We start from the raw sequence: 15,033 nt of genomic DNA on the forward strand, positions 1-15,033 counted from the left end.
CAAAAGGCCGTGCTGCGGCCCTTTGCCGGTCAACACGTACACAAAAAAATGCCCGTCAGCATGCATGCTAACGGGCCTCGGTGCTTGGGCGTCAAGCGCGTTTATTGGGCCTTGCCAAAAGCGGCAGCCAGCCTGTCAACCGCCTGCTCAATCTGCGCCACATCGGGCGCGGCAAACGACAGGCGCATCGAATGCAGGTTCGCGTTGTCGGCATAGAAGGCCTTGCCCGGCACAAAGATCACGTTGGCGGCCACTGCGGCATCAAACAGCTTTTGCGGATCGATGCGTGCATCAAACGTCAACCAGACAAACATGCCGCCAGCGGGTTGCACAAACTGCACCAGGTCACCCAGCCGCGCCTTCAGGCCCTGGGTCAAGGCCAGCATGCGGCGCTGGTATTCGGCGCAGGCCTTGGCGACGGCCTGGCCATAGCGGCCCGACTGCAGGTAGCTGGCGGCCACGGCTTGCGCCAGCGGCGAGGTGCAAAGGTCATTGGTCTGCTTGGCCACGGTGCAGCGGCGCAGCACGGCCGGGTCGGCCACCATCCAGCCCACGCGCAGGCCGGGAGCCACGGTCTTGGACAGGCTCGACAGGTAGACCACCGGATTCTCTCCCTCACCCACTTGCTGCTGGGCCGCGGCATAGACGGGGGCTGGGCGGGCATCGGTGAAGGCCAGCTCGCCGTAGGGATCGTCCTCGACCACGACAAACCCATACTGCAGCGCCAGCTGCACCAGGCGCTCGCGGCGCTGTTGTGTCAGCAAGGTGCCGCAGGGGTTGGAGAAGTTGGGCACGGTGTAGAGCAGCTTGGGGCGCTCGGCCACCGGCAGCGCAGCCAGCATGGCGGCCAGCGCTTCGACATCCAGGCCATCGCCATCGACCGGCGTGCTCAGCATCCTGGCGCCCGCCTGGCGCAGCGCCGCAAGGGTGGCGGGGTAAGCCGGGGTCTCCACGCAGACGGCATCGCCGGGCTGGATCAGCACGCGCAGCAGCAGGTCAAAACCCTGTTGCGAGCCGGTGGTCACCAGCATGTCGGCCGCTGTGCAGCGGATGCCCCGGGCCTGGCACTGGGCCGCCAGCTGCTCGCGCAGCGCGGGCGAGCCTTCGGTAGCGCCGTACTGCAGCGCCGTGGCCCCGGTGGTCATCGCCTGCGCGGCCGCCGCTGCCAGGCCTTCCTGGTCAAACAGGCTGGGCGAGGGGTAGCCACCGGCCAGCGAGATCATGCCCGGGCGGCTCAGGTAGGGAAACAGCTCGCGGATGGGCGAGCCCTGGGGGTTGGCGAATGCGGGAGTGAATTGAAAAAAGGACATGGCCTTGTCTCGCTGGGTTGTCTCTGGTGGTTGTTGTTGGCCATGCCTGCCCATGCAGGCATGGCCAGGGTCTTAGTTTTTGGCGGTGCCCAAATCCACGGTGCCGCAAAGGTGCTGGGGGTCTAGCCGGTCGCGCCAGCCATCGGCCCATTGCTGCAGCAGCGGCGGCGTAAAGCGCTGGTAGTAGGCCAGGTTGTGCGGGCCCACGCCATGCTCGGCGCTGTAGCTGCCCGCAAAGTCCTGCACCACCATGCCGTAGATGGCATCGCGCAGGCGCTGCACCACGGCCGGGTCGTACTGCTCGGGCGCATCCTTGCGCCAGATGACATTGAAGTGCACACCGCCATCGGCGATATGGCCAAAGTCCACGACGGTGAGGAAGGGGTAGTCGCGTGCGACCAGCTCGCGGCCTTTGCGGCAGAACTCCATGATGCGCGAGCGTGGCACCGACACATCAAACGCAATGGGCTTGCCCAGCGCGCGTGCACCTTCGCTGATGCTATGGCGCAGGTGCCACAGCTCGGTGGCATTGCCCAAGGCCGCGTTGACGATGGTCGACTCGAACTGGTCTTCCAGAAAGCTGTTGAGCGCCTCTTGCAGATCCAGCTGGCTGTATTTGGCAGCCGCATTGGCCTCCAGCTCGACCAGGATGGCGAACTCGGGCGCATCGTCGGGCGCAAAAGGGTTGCGCAGGTTGGGCACATGGTCAATGGCCGCCTGCATGGCGTTGCCCGAGATACCTTCAAATGCGGCCAGCCAATCGCCCAGGTCGCGCTCAAAGGCCTGCAGCAGCTCCATCACTGCTTCGTCCGAAGCGGGCACTACCAGCGCCGTGGCGCGTTGCGCCGGGCGGGCATGCACCTGGAGGGTGGCCTGCGTCACGATGGCACCGGCGCCAGAGCCGCCGACAAACAGCTGCTTCCAGTCCACGCCGGTATTGTTCTTGCGCAGCGCGCGGCCCAGCTCCACCACCTCGCCGGGCGGGTCCATCAGCACCACCTGCAGCGCCATCAGGTTGGAGCGCACATCGCCGTAGCGGATCAGGCGCGTGCCACCGGTGTTGGTCGCCACCATGCCGCCGATCGAGGGGTTGGCCCCCAGGTCGATCGGAAACCAGAGGCCATGGGCTTCGAGTTGGTCGTTGAGCTCCTGCAGGGTGACGCCGGCATCGACCACCACGCTGCGGTTGGCCACATCGACCTCGCAGTGGCTGCGCAGACGCGACAAGCTCAGCACCAGCTGGCTGCCGCTCATGTCCGGCGTGCTGGCGCCCACCATGCCGGTGTTGGCGCCTTGGGGCAGCAGCGCAAGGCCGCGCTCGGCGCAGAGCCGCACGACGGCCTGCACCTGCGCCACATCGGCGGGGCGCACCACCAGGCGCGCACGGCCCTGGCCGTAGCGCGCGCCTTCTTCATAGGCGGCCATATCGGCGCCTTGCAGCACCCCGACTTCACCCACAATGGCGTGCAGCGCGCTCAGCAGCTCGCTGTTGTCGCGGTTGTTCAGATCAGAGGCGGCCATCGCTCAGGCCACGCTTTCTGCCACAGCGGCTTGCGCCAGGGCCTCGCGCACCGCTTGCAAGGATGCATCCTGCATCGCCTGGTACAGCGCGATCTCGTCATGCACCTGGGCGCCCAGGTCGGCCTCGAACGCCTGCTGCGCCTGGTTGGCTTCATAGTGCTTTTGCTCTTCACCACCCAGGTTGGACTGGAAGATACCGGCCGCGCTCACCGGCAAAAAGTCCTCGTACACGATCGGCTCGGCACGCACCACGCCGTCGGCAATCAGGGTCTCGATTTCGGCCGAGGCATCGCCCACGGGCTGCTGCAGCACATAGCGGTAGAAGGCCAGGCCCTGCTGGCGCATGGCGTCATGGCTGTCGGGGAAGGCGGCGAAGGACGACTCCAGGCGGTCCTGGTAGTTGGCGCTGGCGCTGCCGGCATTGCCCATGCTGCGCACATTGGCCAGCAGGCTGTCGTACAACGCACGGCCCTTGCGGGTCAGGGCCACGCCACGCTGCTCGATCTCGCCAAAACGGGCGGTGTGCGTGCCCTGGTCGTCGCTGCCGGGGAAGTTCACGCGCTCCTGCAGCGCCTTGAAGCTGGTCTGGCGCAGCAGGATCGGGCAGGCGCGGCGGGGTGGGCCTTCGACCACATCCTTGGCATCCATGCCATGGGCGGGCATGCCCAGCTGGGCGGCGTCGATATCGAGGGTGCGCGGCGTCAGGTGGTTGATGTGCGGGCCCTTGAAGCAGACCACATCGGCCACCAGGCGGTGCGCCTTGTGCAGCTTGTCGTAGGTGGCGGCATCCACGGTCGCCTCGCTGTGCCAGCGGAAGGTCTCCAGCGCTTCACGCACAAATTCGTCGGCCTCTGCATCGCTCAGGCCACCAGCGGCTTCGCACTGGGCGATCAGCGCCAGCGCGCGTTCGGTAAAGATCTGGCGGCGGGCCAGGATGGCGGCCGACTGCGCGCGCAGCGCCTCATCGGCCAGCAGGTCCAGGCGCAGCAGCGAGGTGAACACGCGAAAAGGGTTGCGGTTGAGCGAGCTGCCCAAGACCGGGCGGAAGGCGGTGGAGTGCACCGGCACGCCCGCCACCGACAGGTCGTAGTAGCCCACGGCCTCCATGCCCATCACGGCAAACAGGCGGCGCAGGGTGGACAGCTCTTCCTTGGTGCCAACGCGGATGGCGCCATGGCGCTCCACATCCAGGCGGTCCAGCTCGTCGGCCTGCGCCATTGCATTGGCCAGTGCGGGCTGGGCCTTCAGCACCTCGCCATTGACCTGGGCCACCAGCGCCATCAAGCTGCCGTATTGCGGCACTTCGTCGCGGTACATATCGGACATGGCGCGGGAGAAGCGCGAACGAACCTCATCGGGGTGCACAAAGTGGGTCATCGTGGGTACCAGATCAATAGCTAATAAAACGGGAAAACCGGGCCTTGGCGGCCGGCCAAAAAGCGGCTGCGCACCAAGACAACACTGCGCGTCATGCTAGGCAGAGCCTTGTGCCAGGTCAAACGACAATAGCGCGGCAAATTATTCCAATTACGCACAACATGGCGGGGGCCGGTGCCTGCGATGAAAAATGCGATGTTTGGCGCAGCCATCGCTGCCCGATAGGCGCGGCCTGCGGGCATAAAAAAACCCAGCCGGGGCTGGGTGGGTGCAGGGTGCAAGCGCGCAGCTTACTGGTCCGCGTAGGCTTCCAGTGGCTTGTCGTTGGGCTCTTGCAGCAGCTTCTTCAGGGTATCGCTCATCGGCAGGTTCAGCGCCTGGCCCTTGGGCGGGATGGGTTGCATGAACCACTTGTCATAGACCTTGGCCAGCTCGCCGGACTTCATCATCTTGGTCAGGCTGTCGTCCACGGCCTTCTTGAAGGCCGGGTCATCCTTGCGGAACAGCAGCGCAATCGGCTCCGATCCCAGCGCCTCGCCGACAATCTTGTAGCCAGCAGGGTTGGCCGAGTTCGCGATCACGCCAGCGAGCAGGTTGTCGTCGAGCACAAAGGCGTCAGCGCGGCCCGATTCGAGCAGCATGAAGCTCTCGAAATGGTCCTTGCCCAGGGTCGTGGGCAGGTTGATGCTGTTGTCCTTGGCGAACTTGCGCAGCAGCTGCACGGCGGTGGTGCCGGCCGAGGCCGCCACCGTCTTGCCATCGAGCTGCTTGACGCTGGTGATGTTGGAGTCCGCACGTACCGCTGCGCGCACCTGGCTCACATAGGTGGTCACGGCAAAAGCCACCTGCTTTTGGCGGCTCAGGTTGTTGGTGGTGGGGCCGCAGCCAATGTCCACGGTGCCGTTTTGCACCAGCGGCATCGTGTTCTGGGCCGTCAGCGCCATGTATTCGATCTTGGCCTTGGGCGCGATTTCCTTGAGCACGCGCTCGCACAGCTCGACGTGGTAGCCGCCAAAGGTCTGGTTGGAGCCGATCGCATAGGCCATCGGGGCCGAGCTCTCGCGCACGCCCACCACCACCTTGCCGGTGCTGTTGATCTTGTCGAAGGTGCTTTGCGCAAATGCCGCGCCGCCTGCGGCAAACGCCACCGCTGCAGCCACCATCTTGATGCTGAATTTCATTGTGTACTCCTTGGAATGAACGAACTGCTATCCCGGCACCGGGCCAAGATGCCTCACCAGCTTTGCGATTGCGCTGGTTTTGCTGCGCTGCACATGCGCTTTAAAACAAAAAGGATGCGCCGGTTTTGCGCCAGCGCATCCAGCCTCCGAGTATTCCAGAGAGTCGCGCCAATCCCTAGCGCGTATTTAGAAGCATGTGTTGCTGTTTTGGAAACACCGTGCTGCACTGCCGTATTCGCTGACGGCAGTGCCTGGCGAGCAGCGTCAGGGCGCCAAGCGGCTGACCAGCGCCACGGTCGAGGGATCGACGCCTTGCCAGTCGCCCTGGTCGCGGCGCGCAAACAGGTCCTTGGCCAGTTGCTTGCCCAGCTCCACGCCCCACTGGTCAAAGCTGTTGATGCCCCAAAGGGCACCGCTGACAAACACGCGGTGCTCGTACAGCGCGATCAGCGCGCCCAGCGAGGTGGGGGTGAGCTTGTCCATCAGCAAGAAGCTGCTGGGGCGGTTGCCCGGGCAGTACTTGGGGCCTTGCTCTTCGGTGCGGCCCACCAGCAGCGCCTGCGCCTGCGCAATCGCATTGATCACCAGGTTGTTCTGGTGGCTGGCCAGGTTCTTGCCGCCCTCGCGCGCGGCGATGAACTCCACCGGGATCACATCGCGGCCCTGGTGGATCATCTGGAAAAAGGCATGCTGGCCATTGGTGCCGGGCTCGCCCCAGACCACGGGCGACGTCGCATAGGGCAGCGGCTGGTTGTCTACATCCCGGCCCTTGCCGTTGCTCTCCATCTCCAGCTGCTGCAAATAGGCCGACAGCCGGCGCAGACCATGGCTGTAGGGCGCAACACAGCGCGTGGCAAAGCCGTGGAAGTTGCGGTACCAGACATCGAGCAGGCCCAGCCGCACCGGCAGGTTCTGCGCCAGCGGCGCGGTCTTGAAGTGCACATCCATGTCGTGCGCGCCCTGCAGCAGCGCACGGAAGGACTCGGCCCCCACCGCAATCGCAATCGGCAGGCCGATCACCGACCACAGCGAGTAGCGGCCGCCGACCCAGTCCCAGAAGCCCAGCGTGGTGTCGATGCCAAAGGCCGCTGCCGCCTCGGTATTGGTGGTCAGCGCCCAGAAGTGCCTGGAGATCGACAGCGCGGCGCTGCGGTCCTCGCTGCCGCCTTGCGCAAGAAACCAGTCACGCGCCGAATGCGCATTGACCATGGTCTCCAGGGTCGTGAAGGACTTGGACGCGACCAGGAATAAGGTGCTCTCGGGCCGGGTCTGCGCCAGCACATGGCCCAGCTCATGCCCGTCCACATTCGAGACAAAGTGGAAGCGCTTGCCGGCAATGCGCCAGTCCTCCAGCGCATTGACCACCATGGCCGGGCCCAGGTCCGAGCCGCCAATGCCGATGTTGACGATGTCGGTGATCTGCGGGTTGGCACGCACCTGCTCGGCCAGCGCCAGCATCTGGGCCAGGCTGCGCTGCACATCGGCCAGGGCCTCGCGCACGGTGGCCGGGCTATCCGGCAGCCAACTGTCCAGGCCCTGGGCGGGCTGGCGCAGCAGCCAGTGCATGGCGGCACGGCCTTCGGAGCCGTTGATCTGGGCGCCGGCAAACATCGCATCGCGCGCCTGCTCCAGACCGCAGTCGCGCGCCAGCTGCAGCAAAAGCTGCTGGCTCTGGCGGTCGATCAGGTTCTTGGACAGGTCGGCCAACAGATGGGGCGCCTGCTGGCTGAACTGGTCCAGGCGGGACGCATCGTCGGCAAAGGCCGCGCGCAGGTCCTGGCCCCGGCCCTCAGCGTCGTAGTATTTTTGCAGTTCTTGCCACGCGGGCGTTTCATCGCAGCGCTTGCGCTGTGTCGCACATTCTCGGTTCATAGGGCAGTGTAAATGGCTGCACGGGGCTGCCAGGCGGGCTGGCAGCCACCCGATCAGGCCGATTGCAACAACTTGTCGAGCTTGATGGCATCGGCGACAAAAGCGCGGATGCCTTCGGCCAGCTTTTCGGTGGCCATCGCGTCTTCGTTCAATGCAAAGCGAAAGCCCGCTTCGTCGTACTGCACACGCTCCAGCGACAGTGCCTTGGCCGCTTCGGCATTCAAGGCCGGCTGCAGCGGTGCATCGGCAGCGGCCAGCTGGGCCAACAGCTCGGGCGAGATGGTCAGCAGATCGCAGCCCGCCAGCGCGGTGACCTGGCCGATATTGCGAAAGCTCGCACCCATCACTTCGGTCGTGATGCCGAAATGCTTGTAGTAATCAAAAATCGCCTTGACCGATTTTACACCCGGGTCGTTGGCGCCGGCCATCGCGGCCTCGTCCCAGTTGCTGCCAGCCTGCTTCTTGTACCAGTCGTAGATACGGCCGACAAAAGGCGAGATCAGCTGCACCTTGGCCTGGCCACAGGCAATGGCCTGGCACTGGGCGAACAACAAGGTCAGGTTGGTGTGGATGCCCTGCTCTTCCAGCGCCTTGGCGGCCTGGATGCCTTCCCAGGTCGAGGCGATCTTGATCAGCACGCGGTCGATGTGCACGCCTTCGGCCTCGTAGAGCGCGATGATGCGCTGGGCCCGGGCCACCGTCGCATCGGTGTCGAACGACAGGCGGGCATCGACTTCGGTCGACACGCGGCCTGGAATGATGGACAGGATCTCGGCGCCGAAGCGCACCAGCAGGCGGTCCATCACCTCATCGAGCGGCTTGCCGCGGAACTTTTGCACGGTCTCGGTCAGCAGCGGCGCGTAATCGGCCTTCTGCACGGCCTTGAGGATCAAGGACGGGTTGGTCGTCGCGTCTTGCGGCTGGAACTGCGCGAGTTGGTGAAAGTCACCGGTATCTGCCACCACCGTGGTCAGCGCTTTGAGTGCATCGAGTTGGTTCATGGTCTGCTCTTGGTCCATATCCGGTTAGCCGTGCTTGTCTGCCCCTACGCGTTGCAGCCAACACGGGGGCGCTCAAGCTTAACCGAACTTATGTGCGGTTCAGGGGTGGATGCATTCTACGTCTTCTCCCCGACAATGAAACTGAGTTACATTAATCCCTGCCTTGATGTTCAGGAAGTTTCATGCGTTTTGATCTGGTTTTATTTGGCGGCACCGGCGATCTGGCCTGGCGCAAATTGCTGCCCGCGCTGTTTCAATCTTTCCGCCACGGCAGCCTGCCTGCGGGCGGGCGCATCATCGGCGTAGGCCGAGGGGCAATGAGCGACGACGAGTACCGCGCGCTGATCGCCCAGCGGCTGGCCGAGGTTGAGGCCGACAAGCGGCCCAGCGACGCGGAATTTGCCCGCTTTGCCCAGCACCTGCACTACCTGCGCATGGACCTGTCGCAACCGGCCGACTATGCCGCGCTGCGCGAGCTGCTGCAGGCGCGCGATGCCGACACTGTGGTGATGTACCTGGCCACGGCGCCTTCGCTGTTCACCACCGTCTGCGAGCAGCTGGGCGCCGCCGGCCTGGCCACCGAGCGCACCCGCGTGGTGCTGGAAAAACCGCTGGGCCATGACCTGCCCTCGAACCGCGCGATCAACGCAGCGGTGCGCGAGGTGTTTTCCGAAGCGCAGATCTTCCGCATCGACCATTACCTGGGCAAGCCCTCGGTCCAAAACCTGCTGGCGCTGCGTTTTGGCAATGCCATCTTCGAGCCCCTCTGGCGGCGCGAGAACATCGCCAGCATCGAGATCACGATGGCCGAGCAGCTGGGCGTGGAAAAGCGCGGCGAGTTCTACGAAAGCACCGGCGCGCTGCGCGACATGGTGCAAAACCATGCGCTGCAGCTGCTGTGCGCCATTGGCATGGAGCCGCCCATCAGCGCTGACGCCGATGCGATCCGCAACGAAAAGCTCAAGGTGCTGCAGTCGCTCAAGCGCTGGACGCCGGAGACAGTGAGCCGCGACGTGGTGCGCGGCCAGTATGCGGCCGGCCAGATTGCCGGCAAGCCGGTGCCGGGCTACCGCCAGGAAGAAGGCGTCTCGCCCACCAGCCAGACCGAAACCTTTGTCGCGCTGCGTACCGAGATCAGCAACTGGCGCTGGGCCGGCGTGCCGTTTTTCATCCGCACCGGCAAGCGCCTGGCCGGGCGCGAGGCCTCGATCGTCGTGCATTTCCGCCAGGTGCCCCATGCCATCTACCGCACGCCGCTGGGCGCGGCCAACCGCCTCACCATCCACCTGCAGCCCAAGGATGGCCTGACCCTGCAGCTGATGGCTGCCGCGCAGAGCCAGGCCGATACCGGCGGTGTGCAGACCTTGTCGCCCGCCGCGCTGGACCTGGACTTTGACCAACGCTTTGGCACCGAGCGCGTAGGTGCCTACGAACGCCTGCTGCTCGACGTGATCGCCGGGCGCCTGAACCTGTTTGTGCGTGCCGACGAGCAAGAGGCCGCCTGGCAGTGGGTGGAGCCGATTCTGGAGACCTGGCAGCAGGCCAATGCGCGCGGCGAAAGCCCGCGCCCCTATGTGGCCGGGCATTGGGGCCCGGGCGCCGCCAGCGCGCTGGTCGCACGCGACGGCCACAGCTGGATGGAAGAGTTTTGAGTACCGCTGCCACCCACAAGGGATCCCCATGCTAGACCGCATCACCGCCTCTCTCCCCTCGCTGGCACCGGCCGAGCAGCGCGTGGCCCGCCTGGTGCTGGCCGATCCGCGTGCCTTTGCCTCGCGCCCGGTGCGCGAGCTGGCCGAACTGGCCCATGTCAGCAAACCCACCGTGGTGCGCTTTTGCCGCAGCATGGGCTATGACGGCCTGGCCGATTTCAAGCTCAAGCTCGCCGGCAGCGTCAGCGAAGGCGTGCCCTTTATCCACCGCAGTGTCGATGCCGATGACAAGACCAGCGATGTGCTGGTCAAGGTGGTAGACAACTCGGTCGCTGCCTTTCTGGCCTACCGCAATGCCGCCAGCACCACAGCGCTGGAGGCCGCATCCAGCGCCATCGTGGCGACCTGGCAGGCGGGCAAGCGCATCGAGTTCTATGGCGTGGGCAACTCCGGCATCGTCGCGCAGGATGGGCAGCACAAGTTCTTTCGCCTGGGCGTCACCAGCCTGGCGACCAGCGACGGCCATATGCAGGTGATGAGTGCCACCATGCTGGGCGCGGGCGACTGCGCCATTGTCATCTCCAACTCCGGCCGCACGCGCGACCTGATGGATGCCACCGACATCGCCAAGCGCAATGGCGCCACGACGATTGCCATCACCGCCAGCGGCTCGCCGCTGGCACGCGCGGCCAATATCCACCTGGCCGCCGACCACCCCGAGGGCTACGACCGCTACAGCCCCATGGTCTCGCGCCTGCTGCACCTCTTGATTCTGGATGTGCTGGCCACCAGCGTGGCGCTGCGCATCGGCGAGCCGCTGCAGCCGGTGCTGCAGCAGATGAAGGACAACCTGCACGCCAAGCGCTATACCTGAGGGCGTTTTCGGCTGGACGCAACGAAAAACGGGGCAGCCAAGGCTGCCCCGTTGTCATGCGGCGTGTGCAGCCGCGTCAGCGTTTAACGCACATCCACAAAGCTTTTGGTGCTGTACAGGTCGGTGGACAGGCGCTTGAGCGCTGGCAGACCGGTGGTGGCATCCTTGGGCTGCGATTCGATGTAGTTGAAGAACACATCGGCATCGAGCACGCCGATGTCGAGGCGGCGCGCTGCAGGCACCGAGGCCAGGGTCTTGTAGCCGTCACCGCCGTTGGCGTTGAAGCTCAGCACAAAGAGGCGATAGGTCTTGCCCTGGTCCAGCGCAGTCCATTGGCCGCTGGTGGTGTCGCGCACTTCGATGCCCGTGACACGGCTGCCAAAGGCGGCCTTGGCATTCACATCAAAGCGCATGCCGCCGGTGTAGGGGTAAGGGCCGGTCGAGCCGCCAGCGCCGTAGACCGCTTCCAGGCCGTCTTCGAGCATGCCCTTGACTTCGGTGCCGGTCACATCCAGGCGGAACAGCATGTTGCCAAAGGGCAGCACCTGGATCGCATTGGCCGCCGTCACTTCACCGTTCAGCGGAATGCGCACGCCACCACCGCTTTGCAGCGAGATGTCGGCACCGCCGTAGTGTTCGTTGGCCACTTCCAGGTAGGACTGGGCCACCAGCTGCTGGATGTCGCCACCGCGCAGGCTGACGCTGCCTTCGGCATTGCAGGCCGCGCTGGAGCGGCTGTAGTCGGTGCTGCCTTCACCGCCCGGCACCCGGCGCGAGCACAGCTCTTGCGGGGCATAGGCCACCTTGGTCACGTTGAAGCTCGCAACCTTTTCGGTGAAAGGCTTGAGCACCGCGGCCGCCTGGGCGGACGGCGACGTGATGCGCAGGAAGCCGGCGGCATTCACGCTGCTGATGATGGAAGTGCGCTGGGCTTCGGTCGCGGCAGTGCCGGCGATCTTGAAGTCATCGCCGATCAGCACATGGGGCGTGCCTTCGCATTGGCTGACCACGCCGTCCTTGTCGAACTTGACCTTGAGCTCACCGACGACTTGCGAGTATTCCCAGGCCTGCACGATGCAGACGGGCTTGCCGTCGAGGTCGGTGGTGTTGGTGGGGTAGGCGCCGCCTGGCGTGCCCACGCCAATGGTCTTCATCGCGTCCGGGCCCAGCAGGGTGTGCGAGTCACCGCCAACGATCACGTCCACACCGCGCAGCTTTTTGGCGATGGTGCGGTCGTTGTCGTAGCCGATGTGGCTCAGCAGCACAATGCGCTTGACGCCTTGGGCCTGCAGCTTGTCGATTTCGCGCTGGGCCGCCACGGCTTCGTCTTCGAACAAGGTGTCCTTGTCCGGGCTGGACGAGGCCTTGGTCTTTTGCGCAATGGTCAGGCCGACAATACCGATCTTCTGGCCGCCACGTTCCACCACGGTGGAGGGCGAGACCATGTTCGGTGCGCGGCTGGGGTTCAGGGCCGAGTTGGCGCCGAACTGCACGTTCGCGCTCAGCACCGGCGTGGTGCAGCCGCCGGACTTGAGGCGGTCCAAGATGCCCTTGAGGCCCGAGTCGCCCTTGTCGAATTCATGGTTGCCCAGGGTGTAGGCATCAAAGCACACGGTGTTGAGCATGGCCATGTCGGCCTCGCCATCGGCACCTGCACGGTTGAAGTACAAGGTACCCGTCACCGCATCGCCGGCGTGCAGCTTCAGCACATTGGTCGACTGGGCAGCAATCGCTTCGATGGCGGCCGTCACGCGGGGGAAACCTGCGGCGTCCACGGTCACGGCCGTGGTCTTGCCGTCCACCGGCAATTGCAGGGTGGCCGTCTTGCTGGCCAAGGTGGAGTGGTGGTCGTTGATGTGCAGGATCGTCAGCACATCGTCTTTTTCGCTGTCGTTGTCGCTGGAGCCGCCTCCACCGCAAGCCACCAGCACGGCAGCCGCCACGCCGCACACGGTCCAAACCATCACCTGACGTGCACCCTCTCGCACTGACAATGCAACCATTTCTGCTCTCTCCGTTATGACAAAGAGCTCTATGGTTTGTCCGCTAGATGACGTAGGTGTGACTTTCTGTAATAGCAAAGGGGCTTGTCAAGGCACCCGCTCCATGCAAAACCGGCGTCCAGGACGCCGGTTTGGTGGGCTGCCCGCGCACAGCGCAGGCGGTCGCCAGTGCATCACAAAACGGGGATGCGCCCTTCTTGCACCGCATGGCAGGCCACCTTCACGCCGCCATCGTCGATCAGCTGTGGGCGCTCGCTGCGGCAGCGCTCATTGGCCAGCGGGCAGCGCGGGTTGAACGCGCAACCGGTGGGTGGGTTCAGTGGATTGGGCACCTCGCCCTGCACGGGGGTGCGCGCCTTGCCGGTGTCGTGCATCTTCGGAATGGCATCGAGCAGCATGCGCGTATAGGGGTGGCGCGGCTTGGCAAACAGGGTTTGCTTATCGGCCAGCTCTACCAGCCTACCCAGATACATGACACCCACCTGGTCACTGACGTGGCGCACGACAGCCAGGTTGTGCGAGATGAACAGATAGGTCAGACCGCGCTTTTTCTGCAGGTCCTTCATGATGTTGAGCACCTGGGCCTGCACCGACACATCGAGCGCCGAGGTGGGCTCGTCGCAGACCAGAAACTCCGGCTCGGTCGCCAGTGCGCGGGCGATGGAGATGCGCTGGCGCTGTCCACCCGAGAACTGGTGCGGGTACTTGAGCATGTCCATCGGCGCCAGGCCCACCTGCACCAGCAGCTCGGCCACACGGGCCTTGAGCTGCTCGGTGTTGGTGATCAGGCCATGCTCCTTGAGCGGCTCGCCAATGATCTGCTCAACCGACCAGCGCGGGTTCAGGCTGGCATAGGGGTCCTGGAAGATCATCTGCACGCGGCGGCGCATCGCGCGCGCGTTCGGGTCGCGGAATGCGGCATGCGCATCCTGGCCATCGAAGGTGAAGGTGCCGCGCGTGGGGCCGTACAGACCCACCAAGAGCCGCGCCACCGTGCTCTTGCCGCAGCCGGACTCGCCCACCAGGGCCAGGGTCTTGCCCTTTTCAATGTCAAAGCTCACGCCATCGACGGCGCGCAGCAGACTGCGCGGCTTGCGCTCCAGCACCCGGTTGAGCCAGGGTGCCGACACATCAAAGGTCTTGGCCAGGTCACGGGCCTGCACCAGGGGCTGCTTGTCGCCCGCGCCTTGCAGCGCTGCTGCGTCCTTGTTCGTCATGGTTGCCATCTCGCTCATACCGTGTCCTCGGTGGCAGCCACTTGGGGCTGGTAATCGGCTGCATGCAGCCAGCAGGCGGCCTGGGTGGCGCCCGCGGCCATCAGGTCGGGGCGCTGCTCCATGCAGCGGTCAAACACCTGGGGGCAACGCGGGTTGAAGGCGCAGCCCTTGGGGATGGCATTGAGCCGGGGCATGGCGCCGTCGATCTGGTTGAGGCGCTCACGGTCGGCCTCCATATCCGGAATGGACGCCATCAGGCCGCGTGTGTAGGGGTGCGCGGGGTGGTTGATCACCTCATGCACCGGGCCGATTTCCGCAACACGGCCGGCGTACATCACCGCGACCCGGTCACAGGTCTCGGCGATCACGCCCATGTCATGGGTGATCAGCATCACGGCCGCACCCCGGGTGCGGCAGATGTTCTTGAGCAGGCTGATGATCTGCGCCTGGATCGATACGTCGAGCGCGGTGGTGGGCTCGTCGGCCACGATCAGCTTGGGCTCGGCCGCCAGCGCCAGCGCAATCACCACCCGTTGGCGCATGCCGCCGGAGAACTGGTGCGGAAAGTGGTCGATCCGCTCTTCGGCCGCCGGAATGCCGGTGTCCTTGAGCAGTTCGATCGCGCGCTGGCGCGCCTCCGAGGCCGAGAGCTTGAGGTGGGTCTGGATGGTCTCGATCAACTGCCGCCCCACGGTGTAGAGCGGGTTCAGCGACGTGAGCGGGTCCTGGAAGATCGCGCCAATGCGGCGGCCCCGGATATGGCGCATCTTGTCGGCGGACAGGTTGTCGATGCGCTCGCCTTCGAGCACGATCTCGCCCGAGGCCACATGGCCTGGCGGCTCGAGCAGGCCGATGATGGAGGCGCCCGTCAGCGACTTGCCCGCGCCCGATTCACCGACCACACCCAGGATCTCGCCGGGGGCGATGGAAAAGGAGATATTGTCCAGCGCCCGCAGCACACCATGGCGATTGGGAAACTCGACCACCAGATTTTTTACTTCCAACAATGACATCGTGGTTGTTCC

Annotated in this window: 11 protein-coding genes; 2 read left to right on the top strand and 9 right to left on the bottom strand. The window is 65.0% G+C overall.

Going from position 1 to position 15,033, the window contains the following annotated elements; genetic code table 11:
- Nucleotides 1-101: 101 nt before the first annotated feature.
- The 6 genes from WH265_RS07595 to tal form a co-directional block, all read right to left on the bottom strand.
- Nucleotides 102-1,310, bottom strand: a complete 1,209-nt coding sequence (locus WH265_RS07595; protein ID WP_339557838.1) for an aminotransferase-like domain-containing protein — start codon at nt 1,308-1,310, stop codon at nt 102-104.
- 72 nt (nt 1,311-1,382) lie between these two features.
- On the bottom strand, nt 1,383-2,831 hold the full coding sequence (locus tag WH265_RS07600; RefSeq protein WP_339557839.1) for an FAD-binding oxidoreductase: 1,449 nt from the start codon (nt 2,829-2,831) through the stop codon (nt 1,383-1,385).
- A 3-nt stretch (nt 2,832-2,834) separates the two neighbouring features.
- On the bottom strand, nt 2,835-4,208 hold the full coding sequence (gene hglS, locus WH265_RS07605; protein WP_339557840.1) for a 2-oxoadipate dioxygenase/decarboxylase HglS: 1,374 nt from the start codon (nt 4,206-4,208) through the stop codon (nt 2,835-2,837).
- Between the two features lie 290 nt (nt 4,209-4,498).
- Nucleotides 4,499-5,389 carry a transporter substrate-binding domain-containing protein gene (locus tag WH265_RS07610; protein ID WP_021025754.1) on the bottom strand — a complete coding sequence of 297 codons (891 nt, stop codon included), beginning with the start codon at nt 5,387-5,389 and terminating at the stop codon, nt 4,499-4,501.
- A 264-nt stretch (nt 5,390-5,653) separates the two neighbouring features.
- A complete protein-coding gene (pgi, locus tag WH265_RS07615; RefSeq protein WP_339557841.1) occupies nt 5,654-7,261 on the bottom strand; it encodes a glucose-6-phosphate isomerase in 1,608 nt (535 codons plus the stop codon).
- A 53-nt stretch (nt 7,262-7,314) separates the two neighbouring features.
- Nucleotides 7,315-8,262 (bottom strand): transaldolase, encoded by a 948-nt coding sequence (gene tal / locus WH265_RS07620; protein ID WP_133857721.1) that lies wholly within the window; start codon nt 8,260-8,262, stop codon nt 7,315-7,317.
- A gap of 182 nt (nt 8,263-8,444) precedes the next feature.
- On the opposite strand from tal, the gene zwf reads away from it, so the two are divergent.
- The gene (gene zwf / locus WH265_RS07625) at nt 8,445-9,914 is read left to right on the top strand and encodes a glucose-6-phosphate dehydrogenase (protein WP_182345033.1); all 1,470 of its coding nucleotides are present in this window, start codon (nt 8,445-8,447) and stop codon (nt 9,912-9,914) included.
- 28 nt (nt 9,915-9,942) lie between these two features.
- Nucleotides 9,943-10,788: a MurR/RpiR family transcriptional regulator gene (locus WH265_RS07630; protein ID WP_133857719.1), complete on the top strand. Its 846-nt coding sequence runs from the start codon at nt 9,943-9,945 to the stop codon at nt 10,786-10,788.
- 83 nt (nt 10,789-10,871) lie between these two features.
- Here the strand turns inward: WH265_RS07630 and WH265_RS07635 are convergent, their stop codons facing one another.
- The 3 genes from WH265_RS07635 to WH265_RS07645 all read right to left on the bottom strand — a co-directional run bounded on the left by WH265_RS07635 (nt 10,872) and on the right by WH265_RS07645 (nt 15,021).
- On the bottom strand, nt 10,872-12,791 hold the full coding sequence (locus WH265_RS07635) for a bifunctional metallophosphatase/5'-nucleotidase (protein ID WP_445228492.1): 1,920 nt from the start codon (nt 12,789-12,791) through the stop codon (nt 10,872-10,874).
- Between the two features lie 173 nt (nt 12,792-12,964).
- A complete protein-coding gene (locus WH265_RS07640; protein WP_339557881.1) occupies nt 12,965-14,017 on the bottom strand; it encodes an ABC transporter ATP-binding protein in 1,053 nt (350 codons plus the stop codon).
- 5 nt (nt 14,018-14,022) lie between these two features.
- Nucleotides 14,023-15,021 (bottom strand): ABC transporter ATP-binding protein, encoded by a 999-nt coding sequence (locus WH265_RS07645; RefSeq protein ID WP_339557842.1) that lies wholly within the window; start codon nt 15,019-15,021, stop codon nt 14,023-14,025.
- Nucleotides 15,022-15,033 lie beyond the last annotated feature (12 nt).

Origin of the sequence: Comamonas sp. MYb396 (assembly GCF_037479555.1) — a bacterium.
Classification (GTDB): domain Bacteria; phylum Pseudomonadota; class Gammaproteobacteria; order Burkholderiales; family Burkholderiaceae_C; genus Comamonas.